General features: G+C 69.2%; 16 protein-coding genes and 2 pseudogenes. 10 read left to right on the forward strand and 8 right to left on the reverse strand.

Going from position 1 to position 22,425, the window contains the following annotated elements:
- Positions 1 to 78: 78 nt before the first annotated feature.
- A complete protein-coding gene (locus ABT063_RS01405; protein WP_502990729.1) occupies positions 79 to 813 on the reverse strand; it encodes an SCO2400 family protein in 735 nt (244 codons plus the stop codon).
- A 261-nt stretch (positions 814 to 1,074) separates the two neighbouring features.
- Between ABT063_RS01405 and ABT063_RS01410 the strand changes: the two genes are divergently transcribed.
- The 8 genes and pseudogenes from ABT063_RS01410 to ABT063_RS01445 all read left to right on the forward strand — a co-directional run bounded on the left by ABT063_RS01410 (position 1,075) and on the right by ABT063_RS01445 (position 11,491).
- On the forward strand, positions 1,075 to 2,235 hold the full coding sequence (locus ABT063_RS01410; protein ID WP_351054996.1) for a mandelate racemase/muconate lactonizing enzyme family protein: 1,161 nt from the start codon (positions 1,075 to 1,077) through the stop codon (positions 2,233 to 2,235).
- Complete coding sequence (locus ABT063_RS01415; protein ID WP_351054997.1) at positions 2,232 to 3,236, forward strand: zinc-dependent alcohol dehydrogenase; 1,005 nt, start codon at positions 2,232 to 2,234, stop codon at positions 3,234 to 3,236. The genes ABT063_RS01410 and ABT063_RS01415 overlap by 4 nt, the downstream gene beginning before the upstream one ends.
- A 111-nt stretch (positions 3,237 to 3,347) precedes the next feature.
- Complete coding sequence (locus ABT063_RS01420; protein WP_351054998.1) at positions 3,348 to 4,316, forward strand: hypothetical protein; 969 nt, start codon at positions 3,348 to 3,350, stop codon at positions 4,314 to 4,316.
- Between the two features lie 138 nt (positions 4,317 to 4,454).
- Complete coding sequence (chvE, locus tag ABT063_RS01425; protein WP_351054999.1) at positions 4,455 to 5,567, forward strand: multiple monosaccharide ABC transporter substrate-binding protein; 1,113 nt, start codon at positions 4,455 to 4,457, stop codon at positions 5,565 to 5,567.
- 52 nt (positions 5,568 to 5,619) lie between these two features.
- Positions 5,620 to 7,170, forward strand: coding sequence for a multiple monosaccharide ABC transporter ATP-binding protein (gene mmsA / locus ABT063_RS01430; protein ID WP_351055000.1), 1,551 nt, complete (start codon positions 5,620 to 5,622; stop codon positions 7,168 to 7,170).
- The gene (mmsB, locus tag ABT063_RS01435; protein WP_351055001.1) at positions 7,167 to 8,411 is read left to right on the forward strand and encodes a multiple monosaccharide ABC transporter permease; all 1,245 of its coding nucleotides are present in this window, start codon (positions 7,167 to 7,169) and stop codon (positions 8,409 to 8,411) included. The genes mmsA and mmsB overlap by 4 nt, the downstream gene beginning before the upstream one ends.
- A 77-nt stretch (positions 8,412 to 8,488) precedes the next feature.
- Positions 8,489 to 9,571 (forward strand): annotated as a pseudogene (locus tag ABT063_RS01440) (aldose epimerase family protein); the annotation flags it as partial.
- Positions 9,572 to 9,733: 162 nt separating this feature from the next.
- A complete protein-coding gene (locus tag ABT063_RS01445) occupies positions 9,734 to 11,491 on the forward strand; it encodes a pyridoxal phosphate-dependent aminotransferase (protein WP_351055003.1) in 1,758 nt (585 codons plus the stop codon).
- Between the two features lie 94 nt (positions 11,492 to 11,585).
- On the opposite strand, the gene ABT063_RS01450 is transcribed toward ABT063_RS01445, so the two are convergent.
- The 5 genes and pseudogenes from ABT063_RS01450 to ABT063_RS01470 form a co-directional block, all read right to left on the reverse strand.
- Positions 11,586 to 13,019 (reverse strand): family 43 glycosylhydrolase, encoded by a 1,434-nt coding sequence (locus ABT063_RS01450; RefSeq protein WP_351055004.1) that lies wholly within the window; start codon positions 13,017 to 13,019, stop codon positions 11,586 to 11,588.
- Complete coding sequence (locus ABT063_RS01455; RefSeq protein ID WP_351055005.1) at positions 13,001 to 13,975, reverse strand: arabinan endo-1,5-alpha-L-arabinosidase; 975 nt, start codon at positions 13,973 to 13,975, stop codon at positions 13,001 to 13,003. Before ABT063_RS01455 ends, ABT063_RS01450 begins: the two co-directional genes overlap by 19 nt.
- A 140-nt stretch (positions 13,976 to 14,115) precedes the next feature.
- Complete coding sequence (locus tag ABT063_RS01460; RefSeq protein ID WP_351055006.1) at positions 14,116 to 14,412, reverse strand: hypothetical protein; 297 nt, start codon at positions 14,410 to 14,412, stop codon at positions 14,116 to 14,118.
- Between the two features lie 107 nt (positions 14,413 to 14,519).
- Positions 14,520 to 15,170 (reverse strand): DUF4360 domain-containing protein, encoded by a 651-nt coding sequence (locus tag ABT063_RS01465; protein WP_351055007.1) that lies wholly within the window; start codon positions 15,168 to 15,170, stop codon positions 14,520 to 14,522.
- Between the two features lie 367 nt (positions 15,171 to 15,537).
- Positions 15,538 to 15,836: pseudogene (locus tag ABT063_RS01470) on the reverse strand (Rrf2 family transcriptional regulator); the annotation flags it as partial.
- Between the two features lie 84 nt (positions 15,837 to 15,920).
- Here ABT063_RS01470 and ABT063_RS01475 point away from each other — a divergent pair.
- Together ABT063_RS01475 and ABT063_RS01480 are read left to right on the forward strand one after the other, a co-directional pair.
- A complete protein-coding gene (locus tag ABT063_RS01475; protein ID WP_351055008.1) occupies positions 15,921 to 18,620 on the forward strand; it encodes a beta-galactosidase in 2,700 nt (899 codons plus the stop codon).
- 115 nt (positions 18,621 to 18,735) lie between these two features.
- Complete coding sequence (locus tag ABT063_RS01480) at positions 18,736 to 19,848, forward strand: hypothetical protein (RefSeq protein WP_351055009.1); 1,113 nt, start codon at positions 18,736 to 18,738, stop codon at positions 19,846 to 19,848.
- A gap of 12 nt (positions 19,849 to 19,860) precedes the next feature.
- Here the strand turns inward: ABT063_RS01480 and arfA are convergent, their stop codons facing one another.
- Complete coding sequence (gene arfA / locus ABT063_RS01485; RefSeq protein ID WP_351055010.1) at positions 19,861 to 21,375, reverse strand: arabinosylfuranosidase ArfA; 1,515 nt, start codon at positions 21,373 to 21,375, stop codon at positions 19,861 to 19,863.
- Between the two features lie 68 nt (positions 21,376 to 21,443).
- Positions 21,444 to 22,412, reverse strand: a complete 969-nt coding sequence (locus ABT063_RS01490) for an arabinan endo-1,5-alpha-L-arabinosidase (RefSeq protein WP_351055011.1) — start codon at positions 22,410 to 22,412, stop codon at positions 21,444 to 21,446.
- Positions 22,413 to 22,425: the final 13 nt, after the last annotated feature.

Here is a 22,425-nt window from a genome sequence, read left to right on the forward strand (position 1 = left end):
GGGAAGTCGTCACGGTTGAATAACGCGGCAGGCGGCGGGAGCCGAGGAGACGGCGCCCCACCCGTACGACCGGAACCCCTACGCGCACCACCACAGGAAGCGGGTGCACGACTCCGAAGGGGTCGGCTCCGGGGCCGGATCCTCCGTCGGGTCCGCGGTCGGCTCCGGGGGCGAACCGGGATCCGGAGCGCCGGCGCCCGGAGGCGGGGAGGTCGCGGCGGGAGCCGAGATCCCGGGCGTCGCCGACGCGTTGGAGCCCGAGGAGTCCTCGGACTTGTCCCGGTCCTCCTTCTCGCGCTTCTTCGTCTCCGAGGCCGAGGGAGACGCCGACGCGGCCGGCGAACCCCGCCCCGCGTCGGTCGATCCCCCCGCCCCACCGCCGGACGCGGCGGCTCCCTCCGCCGACGGCGTCGGCGAACCGGTGCCGGCGTCACCCGCGGACGCCGTGTTCGGCTCCCCCGACGGGGCCTCGATGCCGAGCTCCGCGAGACTCAGTCCCCCCGCGGCGAGCAGCAACCCGGCCCCGAGCATCAGGGCCCGTCGGCGGCGGCGCCGGTGCAGCGCCGCCTTCCGGTCGCGCCGGCTGGTCCCCGCGCCCCGGTCCCGGGACCGGGACCGGCCCCGGGACCGGGCTCGGCCTCCGCCGGCCTCCGGCTCGTCGCCCTCGTACGTGTCGTCGCGTTCGTCCGCGACCGCGTCGTCCCGATCGAGCACGGAATCCGCATGCGCCCGGCACGCTTCGGCCGGCGTGCCGCACCCCGGGCAGGCGAGGGCGCCGTTGAGGTGCCGTTGGCACGGGTGGCAGTAGTCCATGACGCGGGAAGATTAAGTTCCGCACCGGTGACGTTCCCGGGCGAGGCTGTGAAAGTTGTGTAGGAATCCCGTGTTCCGGTGTAATGCGGCAAGGACGGCCCGGACCATTCCCCGCCATCCCGGCCATCGCGGCCATCGCGTCGGAACCGTTGTCCGTTCGACCCATTGACACTTCGACCGCGCCATCCTTAATGTCGCGTCAGCATTTCGAACGTGTGACGATATTTCGAACAAACCTGACGAGTACAGGGAGTAACTACCGTGCGCATCACGGGAATCAGCACACACGTGGTTGGGACGCCGTGGCGCAACCTGACCTACGTCCAGGTGCACACCGACGAGGGACTCACCGGCGTCGGCGAGACCCGCATGCTGGGCCACACCGACGCGCTGCTCGGTTACCTGCACGAGGCGGAGACCAACCACATTCTCGGGTCGGACCCGTTCGCTGTCGAGGATCTGGTCCGCCGTATGAAGTACGGCGACTACGGGCGGGCCGGCGAGATCGTGATGTCCGGCATCGCCGTGATCGAGATGGCCTGCTGGGACATCAAGGGCAAGGCCCTGGGCGTCCCCGTCTGGCAGCTGCTCGGCGGCAAGGTCACCGACAAGGTCAAGGCGTACGCCAACGGCTGGTACACGACCGAGCGGACCCCGGAGGCCTACCACAAGGCCGCCCAGGGAGTCATGGAGCGCGGGTACAAGGCGCTCAAGATCGACCCCTTCGGCACCGGCCACTTCGAGCTGGACCACGAGCAGACCATGTACGCCGTCTCTCTCATCGAGGCCGTACGGGACGCCATCGGCCCCGACTCCGAGCTGATGCTGGAGATGCACGGCCGCTTCTCGCCCGCCACCGCGGTCCGGCTCGCGCACGAGCTCGCGCCGTTCAAGCCGGCCTGGCTGGAGGAGCCGGTGCCGCCGGAGAACCTCAAGGCCCTGGAGAAGGTCGCCGCCAAGGTCGACATGCCGGTCGCCACCGGTGAGCGCATCCACGACCGCATCGAGTTCCGTGAGCTGTTCGAGAGCCAGGCCGTCGACATCATCCAGCCGGACGTCGGCCACATCGGCGGTATCTGGGAGACGCGGAAGCTGGCCGCGACCGCCGAGACCCACTACATGCTGGTCGCCCCGCACAACGTGGGCGGCCCGGTGCTGACCGCCGCCTCCCTCCAGGTCGGCTTCACCTCCCCCAACTTCAAGATCCTGGAGCACTTCAACGACTTCGCGGACGCGGAGATCAAGAAGGTCGTCAAGGGCGCTCCGCAGGTGGTCGACGGCTACTTCCACCTCTCCGACGCCCCCGGCCTCGGCGTCGAGCTCGACACCGACGCGGCGGCCGAGTTCCCGCAGCAGCAGGCCCGCTTCGACCTGTGGGCCGAGGGCTGGGAGCAGCGCAAGCCGAAGGGCACCCAGCGGTGAGCACCGCCGTCGTCATCGAGGCGCCCGGCGAGCACCGGCTCACCGAGCACACGCCTCGTGAGCCCGGCGCCGGCGAGGCCCTCGTCCGCGTTCACGCCGTCGGCATCTGCGGCAGCGACCGGGAGGTGTACCAGGGCAACCGGCCCGAGGGGTACGTCCGCTACCCGCTCACGCCCGGCCATGAGTGGTCCGGGACGGTCGAGGCGGTGGGTGCGGGCGTCCCCGCGTCCCTGACCGGCCGCAAGGTCGTCGGGGAGGGCTTCCGCAACTGCCAGGTCTGCGACCGCTGCCACGCGGGCGAGACCACGCTGTGCACGGCAGGCTACGAGGAGACCGGATTCACCCAGCCGGGGGCCATGGCCACCACCCTGACCCTCCCGGCCCGGCTCCTGCACGTCCTGCCGGACGAGGCCGACCTGACGGCGGCGGCCCTCCTGGAGCCCGCCGCCTGCATCGCCGCCGCCGCGCTCAAGGCGAACGCCAAGCCCGGCGAGCGGGTCGCCGTCGTCGGCACCGGCACCCTTGGCATGTTCGCCATCCAGTTCCTCAAGGCGGTCTCCCCCGCCGAGCTGCTCGTCGTCGGCACCCGGGGTGACCGGGAGGCGCTGTCCCGGCAGTACGGCGCCACCGACTTCCGCACCAAGGACCAGCTGCTCCCCGACGACATCGACGTCGTGATCGAGACCGCCGGGTCCGCGGACGCCGCGCGCACCTCCGCCGCGCTGCTCAGGCGCGGCGGGCGGCTGGTCCTGACCGGGATCCCGGCGGCGGGCGCCGACGGGCTCGACCCGACCGACCTCGTCGTACGGCAGCTGGAGGTGCACACCGTCTTCGGTGCGCCGCCGGACGCCTGGGCGCACACGGTGCGGGTGTTCGGGGCCGGACTGCTCGATCCGCTGCCGCTGGTGACGCACGAGCTGCCGCTCGCCGAGTTCCCCGAGGCGATCGAGCTGGTGGGGTCCGGCGATCCGAAGGTGGGCAAGGTACTGCTCCGCCCCTAAGACGTACGCCGGTACGGGGGCACCTGACGGCTCCCGTACCGGCGTACACCCAAGCCCCCCACGCCCTGAGCCGCGAACTTCGTCCGACATTTCGAACACAAAGGACAGCTTGTGACCGACGCTTCCGCCACGGCAGCCCGTCGACCCGGTGAGCAGGCGCTCGCCGCGCTCGGCCTGGGCGCGCCCGCCCTGTCCCCCGCCGACGCCTCGCCGCACACCTTCCCGGGCGGCGGCCGCTGGCGCACCGAGATCCCCTCGTGCGAGGGTCCCGAAGCGCTGGCCGTGGTCCTCAAGGAGGCCTCGCGCCTCGACGTGCCGATCCACCGGATCAGCCAGGGCAGCGGCGTGTGGATGCTGTCCGACGCCGAGATCACCGAGATGGTCGAGGCCACGGGTGAGCGCGACATCGAGCTCTGTCTGTTCACCGGGCCGCGCGGCACGTGGGACATCGGTGGTTCCACGCGTACCGACTCGCGGGGGGCCGGTCTGCGCGCCCGCGGTCACGACGCCGTCGCCGGGTGCGTCGAGGACGCCGTACGAGCCACGGAGCTGGGCGTCCAGTGCCTGCTCGTCGCCGACGAGGGCGTGCTGTGGACGCTGCACCGGGCGCGGGCCGCCGGGATCATCCCGGCCGACACCACCCTGAAGGTCTCGGCGCTGATCGGTCCGGTCAACCCGGCCGCGTACGCGGTGTACGAGAACCTGGGCGCCGACTCGATCAACGTGCCCAGCGATCTGACGCTGGATCACCTCACGGAGATCCGACGGGTCTCCGCCGCCCCCATGGACATGTACATCGAGGCCCCCGACGATCTCGGCGGCTATGTGCGGATGTACGAGGTCGCCGAGCTCATCCGGCGCGGCGCACCGATCTACCTGAAGTTCGGCCTGTCGAAGGCGCCCGGCATCTACCCGTACGGCAACCACATGCGGGACCTGACCCTGGCCACCGCCAAGGAGCGGGTGCGGCGCGGCCGGCTCGCCCTGGACCTGCTGGCACGGCACGGCGCGGACGGCGACATGGCGCCGCTCGGTTCGCGGCTGCCGGGCGCTCTGACACGGTTCGGTCACTCGGCATAACGTTCCAGAAACATCCGCGACAAAAGTCGACACAGTCACGCAGAATCCCACGCACCGCTTCTCGGTCTTCCGGGCCTGACCTTCCGGGCGACTTCGCACTCCAGACCGAGCCCTGCACACACATCAAGGATGATGACCATGCGCAACCGCAGAGCCGCCCTCGCCGCCGTAGCCGGAGCCGCCTCCCTCGCTCTGACCCTGTCCGCCTGCGGCCAGAGCAGTGAGGGCGGGAGCGAGGAGAAGGGTGGCGACACCAAGGGCGCCACCATCGGCATCGCGATGCCGACCAAGTCCTCCGAGCGCTGGATCGCCGACGGCAACAACGTCAAGAAGGACCTGGAGTCCAAGGGCTACAAGACCACGCTGGTCTACGGCGAGGACGACCCGGACCAGCAGGTCTCGCAGATCGAGAACCTGATCACCCAGGGTGTGAAGGCGCTGATCGTCGCGGCCATCGACAACAAGTCGATGAACAACGTGCTCCAGCAGGCCAAGGAAGCCGAGATCCCGGTGATCTCCTACGACCGCCTGATCCTCGGCACGGAGAACGTCGACTACTACGCGTCGTTCGACAACGAGAAGGTCGGCGAGCTCCAGGGCAACTACATCGTCGAGAAGCTCGGCCTGAAGGACGGGTCCGAGAAGGGCCCGTTCAACATCGAGCTCTTCGCCGGTTCCAACGACGACAACAACACCCGCTACTTCTTCCAGGGCGCGATGAACGTCCTGCAGCCCTACATCGACAAGAAGCAGCTCGTCGTCCGCTCCGGCCAGACCAAGCTCAACCAGGTCACCACCCTGCGCTGGGACGGCGGCACCGCCCAGAAGCGCATGGACGACATCCTGACCTCGGCCTACAAGCGCGAGCGGGTCGACGCGGTCCTCTCGCCGTACGACGGCATCTCCATCGGCATCCTGTCGGCGCTGAAGTCGGACGACTACGGCTCGAAGGCCAAGCCGCTGCCGGTCGTCACCGGTCAGGACGCCGAGGTCGCCTCGGTGAAGTCGATCATCGCCGACCAGCAGTCGATGACCGTCTACAAGGACACCCGCGAGCTCGCCAAGGTGTCCTCGAACATGGTCGACGCGCTGCTGAACGGCAAGAAGCCCGAGGTCAACGACACCAAGACCTACGACAACGGCGCGAAGGTCGTCCCGGCCTACCTGCTCGACCCGATCGCCGTCGACAAGGCCAACTACCAGAAGGTCGTCGTCGACTCCGGCTACATCAAGGAAAGCGACCTCAACTAAGGCGGGAATTCCCGAACTGACCCCGAACCAAAGCTGATTGGAAGGCACGACCATGGCGGGACCCGTCCTGGAAATGCGCTCGATCGTCAAGACCTTTCCCGGCGTCAAAGCGCTGTCGGACGTCACACTGACCGTCCAGCAGGGCGAGGTCCATGCCATCTGCGGGGAGAACGGCGCCGGTAAGTCGACCTTGATGAAGGTCCTCTCCGGCGTTCACCCGCACGGCACGTACGAGGGCGAGATCCTCTTCGAGGGAGAGGTCTGCGAGTTCAAGGACATCCGGGCCAGCGAAGAACGCGGCATCGTGATCATCCACCAGGAACTGGCACTGATTCCGTATCTCTCCATCGCGGAGAACATCTTCCTCGGCAACGAGCACGCCACCCGGGGGATCATCAGCTGGACCGAGACGCTCCGGCACGCCACCGAACTGCTGCGGCGGGTCGGTCTCAGCGATCACCCCGACACCCGCGTCGCCGACATCGGCGTGGGCAAGCAGCAGCTGGTGGAGATCGCGAAGGCGCTGTCGAAGAAGGTGAAGCTGCTCATCCTGGATGAGCCGACCGCGGCCCTGAACGACGAGGACAGCGGCAAACTCCTGGATCTGATCCTGGAGTTGAAGAAGCAGGGCATCACGTCGATCATCATCTCCCACAAGCTCAACGAGATCCGCAAGGTCGCCGACTCGGTGACCATCCTGCGCGACGGGCGCACCATCGAGACGCTCGACGTGAAGACCGCGGAGACCACCGAGGACCGGATCATCAGCGGGATGGTCGGCCGCGACCTGGAGCACCGCTTCCCGGAGCGGACGCCGCACGAGCCCGAGAAGGGCGCGGCCCCGGCGCTGGAGATCCGCGACTGGACCGTGCACCACCCGATCGACCAGCAGCGCAAGGTGGTCGACGAGGTGTCGCTGTCCGTGCGGCGCGGGGAGATCGTCGGGATCGCGGGCCTGATGGGCGCCGGCCGCACCGAGCTCGCGATGAGCGTCTTCGGGCGGACGTACGGCCGTTACGCCGGCGGCACGGTCCTCAAGGACGGCAAGGAGATCCGTACGAAGACCGTCTCCGAGGCGGTCGGGCACGGCATCGCTTATGTCACCGAGGACCGCAAGCACTACGGCCTCAATCTCATCGACACCATCAACCGCAACATCTCGCTCAGCGCGCTGGGCAAGGTCGCCAAGCGGGGCGTGGTCGACGAGCACGAGGAGCGGCAGGTCGCCGAGGGCTTCCGCAAGTCCATGAACATCAAGGCACCGACCGTCTTCGAGCCGGTGGGCAAGCTGTCCGGCGGCAACCAGCAGAAGGTCGTCCTCAGCAAGTGGATCTTCGCGGGTCCGGACGTGCTGATCCTGGACGAGCCGACGCGCGGTATCGACGTCGGTGCCAAGTACGAGATCTACACGGTCATCGATCAGCTGGCCGCAGAAGGAAAAGCGGTCGTCTTCATCTCCTCCGAGCTGCCGGAACTGCTCGGTATGTGTGACCGCATCTACACGATGGCCGCGGGGCGGCTGACCGGCGAGTTCTCGCGGGCCGAGGCCTCGCAGGAATCGCTGATGCGTCAGATGACGAAGGACAAAGAGGTATCCCGATGAGCACGGATGTGACCGCCAAGACGCCGGCCCCGGCGCCGCCCGGCAAGGGCGGTTCGGCCACGGGCGACGGCCTGCTCCAGCTGATGCTGGCCGGCATGCGCCGCAACATGCGGCAGTACGGCATGCTGTTCGCGCTCGGCCTGATCGTGGCGCTGTTCGCCGTGTGGACCGACGGTGACCTGCTGCTGCCGCGCAACGTCTCCAACCTGGTGCTGCAGAACAGCTACATCCTCATCCTCGCGATGGGCATGATGCTGGTGATCATCGCGGGTCATATCGACCTGTCGGTGGGCTCGTTGACGGCGTTCATCGGGTCGATGGCAGCCGTGTTCATGGTCAGGAACGATCTGCCATGGCCGGTCGCGGTGATCCTGTGCCTGGCGGTGGGAGCGGTCGCGGGCGCCGCCCAAGGGTTCTTCATCGCGTACGGCGGCATACCGTCGTTCATCGTGACCCTGGCGGGCATGCTGATCTTCCGCGGTCTGACCGAGATCTTCCTCGAGGGCCAGACCCTCGGCCCGTTCCCGCAGGGTCTGCAGAAGGTCGCCAACGGCTTCCTGCCCGAGGTCGGTCCGAAGACCAACTATCACAACCTCACGTTGCTGCTCGGCTTCGCCCTGATCGCGTTCGTGGTCTTCCAGGAGTTCCGCGACCGCCGCCGCCAGCAGGAGTTCGCCCTGGAAGTCCTGCCCTTCAAGCTGTTCATGCTGAAGCTGATCGCGCTCGGTGCCGCCGTGCTCACCGTCACGCTGCTGCTGGCCAGCTACAAGGGTGCCCCGATCGTGCTGCTCATCCTGGGCGCGCTGCTCGTCGGCTTCGGCTACGTCATGCGCAACGCGATCGTCGGCCGCCACATCTACGCCATCGGCGGCAACCTGCCCGCGGCCAAGCTGTCGGGTGTGAAGGACAAGAAGGTCACCTTCCTGGTCTTCCTGAACATGGGCATGCTCGCGGCCCTGGCGGGTCTGGTCTTCGCCGCCCGCTTCAACGCGGCCTCTCCCAAGGCCGGCCTCAACTTCGAGCTGGAGGCGATCGCGGCCTCGTTCATCGGCGGCGCGTCGATGAGCGGCGGCGTCGGCACCGTCCTCGGCGCGATCATCGGTGGCCTGGTCCTGGGCGTGCTGAACAACGGTATGAACCTCGTCGGCATCGGCACCGACTGGCAGCAGGTCATCAAGGGCATGGTGCTGCTGGCCGCGGTCGGGTTCGACGTATGGAACAAGCGCAAGGTCGGTTCGTAAGTCGGGGCCCTGGCGAAACGCCAGGGCCCGATTTTCTTTGCGGGAACCGCAAGAGAACCGCACAGAGAACGGCACGGGGAACGGCACACGCCATGGGAGGCAGGAAGAGAACCGTGAAGTCGCATTTCGGCGAGCTCGCCGACGGCACGAAGATCCACAGCTGGTCGCTGGTCAACGGCGGCACGCGGATGGAGGTCCTCTCCTACGGCGGGATCGTGCGGTCCCTGGAGATCCCGGACCGGCGCGGCCACTACGCCAACGTCTCCCTGGGCTTCGACACCATCGAGGACTACGTCTCCTCCAGCCCGTATTTCGGCGCACTGATCGGGCGTTACGGCAACCGCATCGGCAACGGCCGCTTCACCCTGGACGGCAAGCCCTACCAGGTCGACGTCAACGACGGTGGGAGCAGCCTGCACGGCAGCGCCCAGGGCTTCGACAAGCGCGTGTGGGACATCGAGCCGTTCACCCAGGGCGCGGACGTCGGCCTGTACCTGTACTACACGTCCGTCGACGGCGAGATGGGCTACCCGGGCACGCTCAAGGTGAAGGTCACCTACACCCTCACCAAGCACGGCGACTGGCGCATCGACTACGAGGCCACGACCGACAAGACCACGGTCGTCAACCTCACCAGCCACGTCTACTGGAACCTCGCCGGCGAGGGCAGCGGCACGATCGAGGACCACGAACTCCAGATCGCCGCCTCCCGCTACACGCCCACCGACTCGGGTCTGATCCCGACGGGTGAACTGGCGAAGGTCTCCGGCACCCCCTTCGACTTCCGCAAGGCCAAGCCGATCGGCCGGGACATCCGGGCCGCGCACCCGCAGCTGATCACCGCCAAGGGCTTCGACCACAACTGGGTCCTCGACAAGGGCATCACGGCCCAGCCGGCGCACATCGCCACGCTCCGCGACCCGTCCTCCGGCCGCACCCTGAAGATGGCCACCAACGAGCCGGGCCTGCAGTTCTACTCGGGCAACTTCCTCGACGGCACCCTGACCGGCCCCGGCGGCCGCACCTACCGTCAGGGCGACGCCCTCTGCCTGGAGACGCAGCACTTCCCGGACTCGCCGAACCACGCGTCGTTCCCGTCGACCGTGCTGAAGCCGGGGCAGACGTACCGGACGACGACGGTGCACTCGTTCGACTGCTGAACCGTCTTCACAGGTGGCACACAAGTTCTCACCGATCTCTCAGCGGCTGAACAGCGCCACCCCGGCCTCCGTATGTAAGGGCGGCCCGTGCTCCCCCGCGCGGGCCACCCAAGACGACGGGCCCGGTCGTCCCCGCCGAGCCCGCCCCATACGGAGGCTCCCTTGGCTGACAACGTCACCTCGCTGTTCCGCAGCACCGCGGCGCACAGCCCGTCGATGGCGGCGCTGACGCGGGAGGGCGGCGAAGGAGCCGGTCCGGTCGACTTCTGCATTCCCTGCAATCCGTACTTCCCCACGCCCGCCATGTTCGACGACATGGCGGGCCGCCTGCGCGACATCATCACGTACTACCCGAGCAGCGCCGACACCATCACGGCCGAGCTGTGCAGCCTGCTCCAGCTTCCGCCGCAGTGCGTGGCGATGGGCAACGGCTCGACGGAACTCATCACCTGGATCGACCACTTGCTGGTCCGCGAGTCCCTCGCCATCCCCGTCCCCACCTTCGGCCGCTGGACCGACCAGCCGATGGAGACCGGCAAGCGGGTCGACATGTACCCCCTCCAGGAGTCCAGCGGCTTCGCCCTGGACCTGGCCCAGTACGCCGAGTTCATCCGCGCCCGCGGCACCCGGGTCGCCGTGATCTGCAACCCGAACAACCCCGACGGCGGCTTTCTGCACAAGCACGCGATCGTGCAGTTCATGGACGCGATGGCCGACCTGGACCTGGTCGTGATCGACGAGTCGTTCCTGGAGTTCGCGGACGCCGAGGCCGAGCCGTCCGTCGTCCAGGAGGCGATGCTCCGCCCGAACGTCATCGTCCTGCGCAGCCTCGGCAAGAACTTCGGTCTGCACGGCATCCGCTTCGGCTACCTCGTCGCCAACCCCGCCCTGGCGGGCCGCGTCCGCTCCATGCTCCCCAAGTGGAACCTGAACTCCTTCGCGGAGCACGTGGTGTTCATGCTCAAGGAGCACGGCGCCGAGTACGCGCAGAGTCTCCAGCAGGTGCGACGGGACCGGCTGGACATGGCCGGTCAGTTGGCCGCTCTGCCTGGCCTGACGGTTTACCCGTCCCAGGGCAATTTCCTCTTCGTGCGCCTCCCCGTGGGAGCCGAAGGCACCGTGGTCCGGGACCGGATGCTCAGCGAGCACCGGATCCTGGTCCGCGAGTGCGGCAACAAGATCGGCTCCTCCAGCCGCTTCCTGCGACTCGTGGTGCGCCCCCAGGTGGACGTGCGTCGCCTGGTGTCCGCCCTGGAACAGGTGCTCTACGGGACCAGGAGGGGAGCCGCCGTGCCCGAGCTGGCTACAGGGACCAGCTACAGCTCGGGTACGGCGGCAGTTGACCGGTTGGTCAGTTCCACCAACGGCTCCGGCATGCAGGGCCTTGCCGCTCAGGCCATGGGTTCCGGCGGGCAGGGGAGCGCAGCCGCCCCGGCCGCCGGGACCGGCATGCCGATGCCCGCGGCGGCACAGACGCAGACCGGTGGGGCCGGGATGCCGATGCCTGCGGCGGCCCAGGCGGGGCCGCAGCCGGTGGGCTTCCCGGCCCCGGCACCGACGCCGATGCAGGCACCGACACCGGTACCGGCGCCGACACCGATGCAGGCGCCGACACCGGTACCGGCGCCGACACCGATGCAGGCGCCGACACCGGTACCGGCGCCGGCACCGATGCCTGCGCCGGCGCCCATGCCGACTCCGATGCCGGCCGCGGCTGCCGCGGCCGTGCCGGCGCCCGCCCCGATGCCCGGGCCGACGCCGCCGGGTGTTCCGGCCCGGGGCGGCCTGACTGCGGCGCAGGTCCGCGGTATGACCGCTCCGGCTGCCGTGCCCGTACCGGATCTGCAGACGGCTCCGGCGACCGGGTGGCCCAATGCGCAGAGTTGGCCGAACGCGGCGGGGATGGGGCAGGCCGGGTAATGCGCCTTCACGCCGTAGGGGGTGCTGTGTGCGGGCGACTGCGGGACCGTTGTGGCTGGTCGCGCAGTCCCCGCACCCCTTTGGGCCTGCTGCACTACACCGGGTTCAGCCGCCACTGTTGGCAGTTGTTGTTCAGCCACGACCACTGGCGTACGTCTGCCGCGTCCGCCGTGGAGCAGTTCGCCACGTCGGCGACCTTGCCTGTGGCCTGGTTCACGATCCGGACGTAACCGCTGTCGGTGGCCAGGAAGCGGAACCGCTGGCAGGTGTTGTTCAGCCAGGACCACTGCCGCAGATCGGCACCGTCGGCGGACGAGCAGTCGGCGGTGTCGAGTACCTTGCCGGTGGCCACGTTCACCAGTCGGCTGGTGTCGTCCCCCTGGTCCTCGACGCGCCACCTCTGGTTGTTGCCGCCGCTGCAGGTGTACTGCTGCACATTGGCCCCGTCGGCCGTCGAACTCCCGGCGACGTCGAGGCACTTGCCGCTGTTGCGGTTCGTGATCGTGTACGTCGTCGAGGCGGCCGACGGCTCACCCGACGGCCCGGCCAAGCTCGCCCCGAGCCGGACGGGTGTACCGAAGTTCGGCGTGCCGTCGGAGTTCCAGGTGAGCTTCTGCGCCCGGGCCGTACGCCCGTTGTCGCAGCCGTCGGAGGCGGAGTCGTTGGCGTGGTAGACGATCCAGTCCTCGGTGCCGTCGGGCGACTTGAAGTGGCCGTGGTGACCGGGCCCGTAGACGCCGTTCGCGTCGTTCCGCTGGAACACGGGCGTCGACTTCTTCGTCCAGGAGGAGGCGGAGAGCGGATCGGAGCCTGTCAGGGTCAGCTGCCCGAGTTTGTAGTCGGGGGTCCAGCAGCCGCTGGCGGAGTAGATGAGGAAGGTCCTCCCGCCGCGCTGGAGGATCTCCGGGCCTTCGTTCACCGTACCGCCGGACGTCTCCCAGGAGTTGGTCGGCCGGGAGATGGTGGAGAAGCCGGTGGCGAGGGTGTACGGGTTCGACATCCGGGCGGCGACAAGGTTCTGCGTCCCGCCGCTCGCGCTGCCGAACAGATACAGCTGGCCGTTGATGGTGGCGACCGTCGGGTCCAGCATCCAGGCGGAGTTGAGCTGGTTCCTGTAGGTGTACGGCCCCATGGGGTCGGAGCCCGCGCTCTCCAGCACGTGGGTGCGCTGTGTCGGGATGTAGTCGGAGACGTTCTGCCCGGCGACGTAGTACAGGTACCAGCGGCCGTTGAGGAAGTGAAGCTCCGGCGCCCAGATGTTGCAGCAGCGGTTCGCCGCGTCGCCCTTCCACACCTGCACGCTGGGCGCGGAGGCGAGCCCGGCCAGGGTGGCGGACTTGCGCATGGTGATGACGTCGGTCCAACTCGTCGTCACCATGTAGTAGTTGCCGTTGTGGTACGAGATCCAGGGGTCGGCGCCCTTCTGCGCCTTGACCGGGTTGGAGAACGAGGCCGCGCTCGCGGAGGACTGCCCGAGCGACAGGGCTAGGAGCAGTGCGGCCAGCAGGGTCAGTAGGCGACGGGCCATCCGCTGCTCCAGTTCAGAAGGTTGATACCGAGTTTGGGCGTGCCGTTGTCGTTGCCGTCGTAGTAGTGGTAGACGATCAGGTCGCCGTCGACGTCGTTCATGATCGACTGCCCGCCGGGGCCGATGACGCTGCCGTGGGACTCCAGGACGGGCGTCCCGCCGTTGTTCATCATCGAGACGCCGTTCTTGTCGCGGTACGGCCCGGTGACGCTGGTGGCCCGGCCCACCTTCACCTTGTACGTCGAGCTGGTGCCGTTGCAGCAGGTGTCGTAGGAGGCGAAGAGGTAGTAGTAGCTGCCTCGTTTGACGATGTAGGGCGCCTCGACGGCCTTGGTCCCGGTCGGGCGGGAGGCGAGCGAGTAGCGGGTGGTGTTGCTCGAGAGCTGCTTCCCGGTGGACGGATTGATCTGGATCATCTTGATGCCGGTCCACCAGCTCCCGAACGACAGCCACCACTTGCCGTCGCTGTCGACGAAGAGGTTCGGGTCGATGGCGTTGTAGTCGCTGGACGAGCTCGACGTGTAGACGGTGCCCTGGTCGGTCCAGCTGCCGGGCTGCCCGGTGCTGGAGGTGGCGAGCCCGATGGCGGAGGTGTTCGAGCCGAACTTCGAGACGGAGTAGTACATCAGGTACTTGCCGCCGTGGTACGAGATGTCGGGCGCCCAGGCCTCCGGGACGGAGGAGTAGTTCCGCCACCAGCCCGGCCTGGTGCCGAAGGCGTCGGCGCCGGCGCCGAAGGCGGTGCGGTCACCGGATGTCTTGCTGCTGATGCCGCCGCCGGTGGCGTACAGCTGGTACTGGCCGGACGAGGTGCGGATCATCGTGGGGTCGTGCACGACGACCGAGCCGGTGACACGACCGGGGTTGGGGTACGCGGACGCCGTGCTCGGGACGAGGGCGAGCAGGACGGCGGCGGGGACGGCGAGCAGGGCGGTTCTGCGGGAGGTGCGGCTCACGCTGACGCTCCTTGCAGGTGTGGGGGTCTGAGTGTCCGTGATTTCGAACAGTGATCGCCTGTTCGGACGGGACCGTAGAATCGAACCCCTTGCGCGTCAATGGTCCGCGCAGCCCCAACTCTCCACGCGCCCGGAAATCTTCACGCGGCCGGGCCGAGCTCCACCTCCAGCCGCTCACTCCAGTCCGCGTCCGCCAGCCCCGCCCCCACCAGCACGTCCCGCCAGTCCTCCTTGGCCAGCTGCACCGCGTCGAGAAGGCGGTCCAGCCTCCCCCGGCCGCACAGCAGCGTGGCGGCGGCGATGCGCTCCTTGTCCTCCCTCTCACCCGTCTCGGTCAGGTGGTGCACGAGCTCGGCGAGGAGCCCCTCCACGACCTGGCCGTGCCGCCCGGAAAAGTCCTGGGCGATGCGCTTCACCATGCGCGCGGTCAACGCCATGCGCACTCCCTTTCACACACTTAGACGCCTTTGATCCTTTTGACCCGATTCACGCTACCCCGATCACCGGACGAAGGGGCCGCCCGCCGAGCGAACGGCCCCCCTTCTCACTTGCCCGGGCACTCCTTCCAGGCCAGGTGGTACTTCGTGCTGATGTCACCGTCGGTCGAGTCCATCGTCATGAAGCTGACCTTGCCGGGCGACTGGGTGCCCGCGTTGACCCGGAGCTCCGTGTTGATGTTGAAGTTGCGCTGGACCCCGCAGGGCGCGTAGACGAGCTGGGCCCAGTCCGTGGTGTCGGTGGCCTGCCAGTTGTCGTTGTACGCGCCGGCGAAGTTGTGGGTCTTGTACACCGTGCCGGAAGAGCCCTGGAAGTAGTACGAGGCTCTCTGCACCGCGCTCGCCCCGGGCTGGAGCAGGGCGTAGCCCCGGTAGTCCGCGCTGGCGATGGCATACGTGAAGCCCTGCGGTACGTGGACGATCAGACTGAGCTGACAGTTCCTGCGCGACGCCGTGGGGTCGGAGTTGCCGCCGGCCTGGGCGAGGTAGTCGCTGTAGGTCACCGTGAAGGCGGTGTTGTCCTCGGCGACGGCGACCGCGGTCGTGCCCTGCGGGCAGCCCGAGCCGTTCACCGTGGCGACCTTGATGACGATCTTGTCCGGGGGCGGGTCGTCGAACCCGGAGGACGGGCCCTGCGCGGGCAGGGCGGTGGTGAGGAGCGCGGCGATCGAGCCGCCGAGGAGCAGGCCACCGGCCATGGTTCTCCCATCCGTTCAGTGGGGGGCTGATTCAGCCATGCACATGTCAAGAACATGTGCACGCACCCCGGCCCATGAGAGAAACATGAAGAAACCGTGAAGGCCGGAGCGCTCGCAGCGTACGCAGCCCCACCGCGTGCGGCCAGGTCGCTCTCCGGCCATTCACAGCGGCCCATTCACAGCGCCGCTCACGCGCCGAGGGGCTGCCGTTCCGCGTGAGGATGACCCAGCCCACCGAGCAGGAACGCGGCGACCCGGACGAAGTCGATGCCCTGCTGGTGTCGATCGAGCCGATCTCCGCGACGACCTTCCAGCCGACGACGGTGAAGACCGCTCACCGGGCCTACGGGTTCTCCCGAGCCGCCCGCAGCGGCAGCAGGGGCTGTGCGGTCCCGGTGTACGCGATGGGGCCGTCGACGGCCCGGATCACACGTCCGCTACGGTGATCGCCGAGGGTTCGCGCGCGAGACGGTAGCCGCCGCCCCCGCCGCGTCGGCTGTCGACGACGCAGCCGCGCCGCAGGTCGCCGGGGATCCCCTCGAGGAACTGGTGCGGAATGTCCTGGATGGTGGCGATGGTCTCCGCCGTCACCGGTCCGTCGTCCTGCCGTACGGCGAGCTCCAGCACCGCTCGTACCGCCTGGTCCGCCCGCGCCCAGATCCTCATATGACAATTGTGCGGTGTCCGGCCGTACAGAATGACCCACCACGGGCGGTCGCGGGACGAACAGGCAACACAGGAGGCGCTCCCTTGGGGCTCAGCAGACGTACTTTCAGCGCCCTCGTCGGCACCACGGCGCTCGGCTTCGCCCTGGGCGGCAGCGGTGGCGCTCCGACGAACGCCTCCTCGTCCCGCAGTGTGCCCACCGGCCCCGCGCCGGGTCCGCCGGCCGCCGACGGGCTCGGGCACACCGTCGGCTTCGACCGGTACTCGCTGCTCGTGGACGGCAAGCGGCTGGTGCTGTGGTCGGGCGAGATGCATCCCTTCCGGCTGCCGAGCCCGTCGCTGTGGCGGGACGTCCTGCAGAAGATGCGCGCGCACGGCCACAACGCGGTCAGCACCTACGTGCCGTGGAGCTACCACTCCCCCGCGCCCGGGGCGTACGACTTCACGGGCGTCCGCGACCTCGACCTGTTCCTGCGCACGGCCGCCGAGACCGGCCTGTACGTGATCCTGCGGCCGGGCCCGTACATCGACGCGGATGTCGACGGCGGCGGCCTCCCGGGCTGGCTGACGGCCACCGAGGGCCGGGCCGGCACCGCCGACCCGACCTATGTGTCGTACGCCGACGAGTGGCTGACGCGGGTGAACGCCATCGCCGCCCGGCATCTGTTCACCAAGGGCAGGGGCACGGTCCTGCTGTACGAGCTCGAGGACCGGTTCCGGAGCAAGGCGCGCGCCGACGGCATCGACGTGCCCCTCCTCCACGGCGACCAGTGGAGGAAGAGGGACGGGCGGCCCGACCCGTGGGGCGGGGAGGGGTACGCGGAGTCGCGGCGGATCCGGGACGCGGCGTACGAGCGGCGTCTCCACCTCACCGACCTCGCAGGCGGCAGCCCGCTGCACAACGCCTACATGACCTTCGGCGGCACCTCGTGGGGCTGGCTGCCCGCGCCGGTCGTCTACACGTCGTACGACTACGGGGCGGCCATCGACGAGGGCCGCAGGCCGACCGCGAAGCTCACCCCGACGCACCAGATCGGGCATCTGCTGCAACGCCAGCCGGACTTCGCCAAGCTGCGCCGGGCGGCGGCGGTCAAGGCCTCGGACGACCGGCTGAAGGTGCACCACCTGAAGAACCCGGACACCGACGCCCATGTCTACATCCTGCGCAACGACAGCGCCGAGAAGGTCTCCTCCACGCTGCCCGGCACCGACTTCGACGTACCCGTCACCGTCCCGGCCCGGGACGCCCGCCTGGTGGCGACCGGACTGTCCCTGGGACAGCGGAAGTTGAAGTACACCACCGTGCAGCCCATGATGTGCCTGACCGCCGGGCGGCAGGACATCGCGGTGTTCGCGGGCCCGCACGGCGAGATGGCTCAGATCGCGCTCGACTGCCCGGAAGAGCCGACGACGACCCGGTTGGACCCCGAGGGCGCGTGGGCGTACGGCCGCGGCGTGCTGCGGGTGAACGCTCCGCTCGGCGCCGGCGGACTGACCCGGGTACTGGTCGAGGGCGGCGGGGGCGACCGGCCGCTGCTGCTGCTCTTCGCCGACGACGCCACCACCCTGCGGTTGTGGCCGTACGACACCCCGTCCGGCTCGGTGCTGGTGTACGGCCCCGCGCTGGTGCGCGACGTCACCCTGCGCGGCGCCACCGCGCACGTGACCGGTGACACGGTCGGGGAGACCGGGCTGGAGGTGTGGGGGCCGCGCGGTATCGGCCAGGTCACCTGGAACCAGCGCCCGTTGCGGACGCGGCCCAGCGCCACGGGCAGCCTCCTGATGGAGCAGCTTCTGCCCGGCGTACGCCCGGTGACCCTGCCCGCGCTGGACGGCGACTGGCGGCGACGGACCGAGAACCCCGAGTCCGCCCCCGACTTCGACGACTCGGACTGGACGGTCGCCGACAAGAAGACGACGTACAGCATCACCCCTGTGCCCAAGGGCGGGCCCGTCCTCTTCGCGGACGACTACGGCTTCCACTACGGCGACGTCTGGTACCGGGGGCGCTTCACGGACGCCGATGACCTCGAGTCCGTGTCCCTTGCCTACAGCACCGGCACGCAGGGGCTGCTGATGGCATGGCTGGACGGGGAGCCGCTGGGCACGCACCGGATGCCGGTGCCGGACGACAGCACGGTACGGCGGGGCAGTTGGGCGGCGACGGCCACGTTCTCCGTGCCCGAGAAGGTGCGTGAGCGCGGCTCCGAGCACGTCCTGTCCGTCCTCGTCCGGCGGATGGCGCGCGACACCCCCAAGGTGGCCCGCGGGCTGACGGCGGTCACCTTCAAGGGGGCGTCGCCGAAGGCCACTTGGCGGTTGCGGGGCGCGGCCGCGCCCGATCCCGTGCGCGGGCCGCTGAACAACGGCGGGCTGTACGGGGAGCGGAAGGGCTGGCACCTGCCGGAGTTCGCCGACGGCGACTGGCAGAGCGTCGACCTCCCGCGGTCGGACCGACGACAGGGCGTGACCTGGTACCGGACGACCTTCAACCTCGCTGTGGAGAGTGGCGTCGACGCCTCGATCGGGCTCGTCCTCGACGACGACCCGGCCCGCGCCTACCGCGTCCAGATCTTCCTCAACGGCTGGAACATGGGCCAGTACATCAACGACGTGGGCCCACAGCACACCTTCGTCCTGCCGAACGGGATCCTCCGCACACGTGGCGCCAACACATTGGCTCTGGCCGTCCTGTCCGACGGCACCACCCCCTCCGGTCCACGGGACGTACGGCTGACGCTGCTGGGCAGCGCGGCGGGAGGAGTGCCCGTGGAAGCGATATGACCGAAGAACCCGTATGACCGAAACGGCCCGTCCCGTGCATTGCCTTCTCCGGCAGGCTGGTGAACCGTGTTGTCTCCTCAGACCGCCGAAGAAGAGGGAAGAAGGGGGAAACCTCGTGCGAAGACGGCGTTTCATCAGCGGATTAGCCGGTGCCGGGGCCGGGCTGGGCCTTGCCTCGGCGAGCGGCGGTACGGCTTGGGCCGGCCCGGCCGTCGCAGAACCCCGTGACTGGCAGGCCGTACCGGCGCCCGAGGGAACCCCGGCCGCCTACCTGGCCGACGTGGCCGCCGCGGGCCCCGACCTCGCCTGGGCCGTGGGCGAGGAGGGCCGCGACGGCGGCACCCGCGGCACGCCCCTCGCCCTCGTCTGGGACGGCACGGCATGGACACGCACCGGCCTCGGTCACCTCGGCCTGACCGGCTCGCTGTGGTCCGTCGCCGGCGCCTTTGACGGCTCCGCCTGGGCCGTCGGCGGGGCGGCGCCCAACGCCGCACGGCTCCTCGCCCGGGACGGGCAGACCTGGCAGGACGCCGACTTCCCCGGACGCGGGGCGGCCGGGACCTCCCTCACCGGCGTCACGACCGGCCCCGAGGGCCACGTGTGGATCTCCGGCCGGAACAGCGACGGCTGCGTGCTGCTGCACGGCCACCGGGGCCGCTGGACGTGGTTGCCACCGCTCCCGAGCGGGGCCACCGCCACGCCGTCGGGCCTGTGCCGTACGAGGTGCGGTGACGTATGGGTCTACGGCACCGAGCTCGTCGCCCGCTGGGACGGCGACACGTGGACCGAGCTGCCCGCACCCGGCGGCATCCGCGCCACCGTGACCGGCCTGCTCCCCGTCGCCGACGACGACATCTGGCTCACCGGCTACGACTACGGGGTCGGCGGCCCGCCCGGCAAGCCCCCCGGCGTCCGCCTCCTGCACGGGGACGGCAGCAGCTGGCGGAGCGTCACGGCGCCGTTCGGCGTCGGCATGCTCACCGCGATCGTCGGCGACGCGCGGGGCCGGCCCGACCGCATCGCGGGCTGGGACTTCTGGGACCAGAAGCGGGCCCACTACCTGCGGTGGGACGGCGCGGCCTGGGTGAGCGAACGCGGCCCGGCCGCCGACACTCCCGTGCTGATCAGCTCCCTTGTCTCCGTGCCCGGTTCGGGCGGCGGCTACTGGGCGGTCGGTACGACGTCCTCCTCGCCGTATCCGCCCGCCCAGGTCCGCATCGAGCGGTGACCGCGGAGCGGACTACGCCAGCCGGATGACGTTCCAGGACAGCGGCTCCAGGACGGCGTTCAGCGTGCCGTCCTGGAGGGCCGTGCCCTCGACCGTGTGCGGGGCGACCCGCTCGGGGTCGTCCAGCGTGTTGCGGGCGTCCGGGTCGGCGTCCGCGAGGGCGCTGTGCTCGACGACCGACGTCAGGTCGAGGCCGTTCAGACCGACTTCGAGCGGCAGCGCGCCGGTCCGGCTGCGGTTGACCGCGAAGACGGTGACCGTGCCGTCCTCGGCGCGTACGGCGGTGGCGTGCAGCAGGTCGGCCTCGCCGTACTTCTTCGTCTCGTACGTCGGCGAGTCGACGCGGACGTCGAGGACCTCGCCGCGGCCGTACTTCGAGGCCTGCGCGAACGGGAAGAACGTCGTCTGCCGCCAGGCCGGGCCGCCCGGCTCCGTCATGATCGGGGCGATGACGTTGACCAGCTGGGCGAGGCAGGCGACGGTGACGCGGTCGGCGTGCCGGAGCAGGGCAATGAGGAGGGAGCCGAAGACGACGGCGTCGGTGACGCTGTAGTTGTCCTCCAGGAGGCGGGGGGCCTCCGGCCAGTCCTGCGGGTCGATGTCCTTCGCGTGCTGCTCCCAGCGGGAGAGGTACCAGACGTTCCACTCGTCGAAGGAGAGGTTGATCTTCTTCTTGGACTTCAGGCGCGCGCCGACGTGGTCACAGGTGGCGACCACGTTCTCGATGAAGGACTCCATGTCGACGGCGGAGGCGAGGAAGGAGTCGATGTCCCCGTCGTGCGGCTCGTAGTAGGCGTGGAGAGAGATGTGGTCGACGAGGTCGTACGTCTCCTTGAGGACCGTCGCCTCCCACTCGGCGAAGGTGGGCATGCTCTGGCTGGAGGAGCCGCAGGCGACGAGTTCGACGTTCGGGTCGATCTGCCGCATGGCGCGGGCCGTTTCGGCGGCGATACGGCCGTACTCCTCGGCCGTCTTGTGGCCGGTCTGCCAGGGGCCGTCCATCTCGTTGCCGAGGCACCAGAGTTTGATGCCGAAGGGGTCCTTGTCGCCGTGGCTCGCGCGGAGGTCGGACAGGGCGGTGCCCTCGGAGTGGTTGGCGTACTCCTGGAGTTCCAGGGCCTCGGCCACGCCGCGGGTGCCGAGGTTGACGGCCATCATGGGTTCGGCCTGGGGACCGACCTTGCGGAGGAAGTCGATGTATTCGGAGAGGCCGAAACGGTTCGTTTCTGTGGAGTGCCAGGCGAGGTCGAGGCGGCGGGGGCGGGCCTCGGCGGGGCCGACCGAGTCCTCCCACTTGTAGCCCGAGACGAAGTTGCCGCCGGGGTAGCGGAGCGTTGTGACGCCGAGTTCGCGGACGAGGTTCAGTACGTCCTGGCGCAGGCCCTTGTCGTCTGCGGTGGGGTGGTCCGGTTCGAAGATGCCGGTGTAGACGCAGCGGCCGAGGTGTTCGACGAAGGAGCCGAAGAGGCGGGGGTTTACTTCGCCGATGGTGAACGCGGGGTCGATGGTGAAGCGGGCGGTGCGCATTTCTTCCCTTCTGGGGTTCGGTTTTGTCTGCGGGTTGGTTGTGGCTGGTCGCGCAGTTCCCCGCGCCCCTAAAGGACGACTGGCCAGCCGTTTCTTGTCCAGCTCAGCCTGTTGAGCCCTAGCTTCGGTGTGCCTTCGTCCTCTGCGTCGTAATAGTGGTACGCCAGCCAGTCCTGGCCTCTGTCACGGAAGACCGACTGGCCTCCCGTGCCGATGTAGCGGCCGTGGCCCTCCAGCAACAGGTCGCCGCCGCCCTCCAGCATCGGCTTGCCCGTGCTGTCGGTGTACGGGCCGGTGATCTTCGTCGATCTGCCGACCTTGATCTTGTACGTGGAGTTCACGCCCGCGCAACAGGTGTCGTAGGACGCGAAGAGGTAGTAGTAGCGGCCGTGCTTGACCACGTACGGGCCCTCCACCGCGTAGGGGGCGTCGGGACGGGTCGCCAGGTGGTGGACCGTGGCTCCCGGTACCGCCTTGCCCGTCCACGGGTTCAGTTCCACCATGCGGATGCCCGTCCAGTACGAGCCGAACGTCATCCACAGCCTCCCGTCCGCCCTGATGATCGCCGGGTCGATGGCGTTCCAGGAGTCGGTCGTCTCGGAGGTGAAGACCTTGCCGTGGTCGGTCCAGGTGCCGGGGCGGCCGGTCCGGGAGGTGGCGACGCCGATCGCGGAGTGGTTGGTGCCCCACGACGAAACCGCGTAGTACAGCCAGTACTTGCCTGCGCGGTAGGAGATGTCCGGCGCCCACGGGTCGCCGGTGTCGTTGTACTCGTACCACCAACTCGGCGGCTCCGCAAAGGCGTTGCCCGCGTCGTCCCAGTGCTCGGTGTCCTTCGACAGGCGGGCGCCGATCACGCCACCGGTCGAATAGGCCACGTAGTCGCCGGACTTGAGGCGGATGACGGTGGGGTCGTGGATGATCTGCTGGCCGGTGATGGGCTGGGGGTCGGGGTAGGTCACATCGGCCGTCGCCGTGCTCGGCAGCAGGGCGACCACTGCCGCGGCTAGCAGCGCGGCGAGTCTGAATCGCTTCAACTCAGGCTCTCCT

The sequence above is a fragment of the Streptomyces sp. NPDC002838 genome (assembly GCF_040295365.1).
Lineage (GTDB): Bacteria > Actinomycetota > Actinomycetes > Streptomycetales > Streptomycetaceae > Streptomyces.

Excerpts from the sequence above, each read along its gene's own strand:
- mmsA (WP_351055000.1), top strand. The coding sequence starts at position 5,620 with ATGGCGGGACCCGTCCTGGAAATGCGCTCGATCGTCAAGACCTTTCCC.
- ABT063_RS01465 (WP_351055007.1), bottom strand. The coding sequence starts at position 15,170 with ATGGCCGGTGGCCTGCTCCTCGGCGGCTCGATCGCCGCGCTCCTCACC.
- ABT063_RS01405 (WP_502990729.1), bottom strand. The coding sequence starts at position 813 with ATGGACTACTGCCACCCGTGCCAACGGCACCTCAACGGCGCCCTCGCC.
- ABT063_RS01460 (WP_351055006.1), bottom strand. The coding sequence starts at position 14,412 with ATGGCGTTGACCGCGCGCATGGTGAAGCGCATCGCCCAGGACTTTTCC.
- ABT063_RS01450 (WP_351055004.1), bottom strand. The coding sequence starts at position 13,019 with ATGGCCCGTCGCCTACTGACCCTGCTGGCCGCACTGCTCCTAGCCCTG.
- mmsB (WP_351055001.1), top strand. The coding sequence starts at position 7,167 with ATGAGCACGGATGTGACCGCCAAGACGCCGGCCCCGGCGCCGCCCGGC.
- arfA (WP_351055010.1), bottom strand. The coding sequence starts at position 21,375 with ATGCGCACCGCCCGCTTCACCATCGACCCCGCGTTCACCATCGGCGAA.
- chvE (WP_351054999.1), top strand. The coding sequence starts at position 4,455 with ATGCGCAACCGCAGAGCCGCCCTCGCCGCCGTAGCCGGAGCCGCCTCC.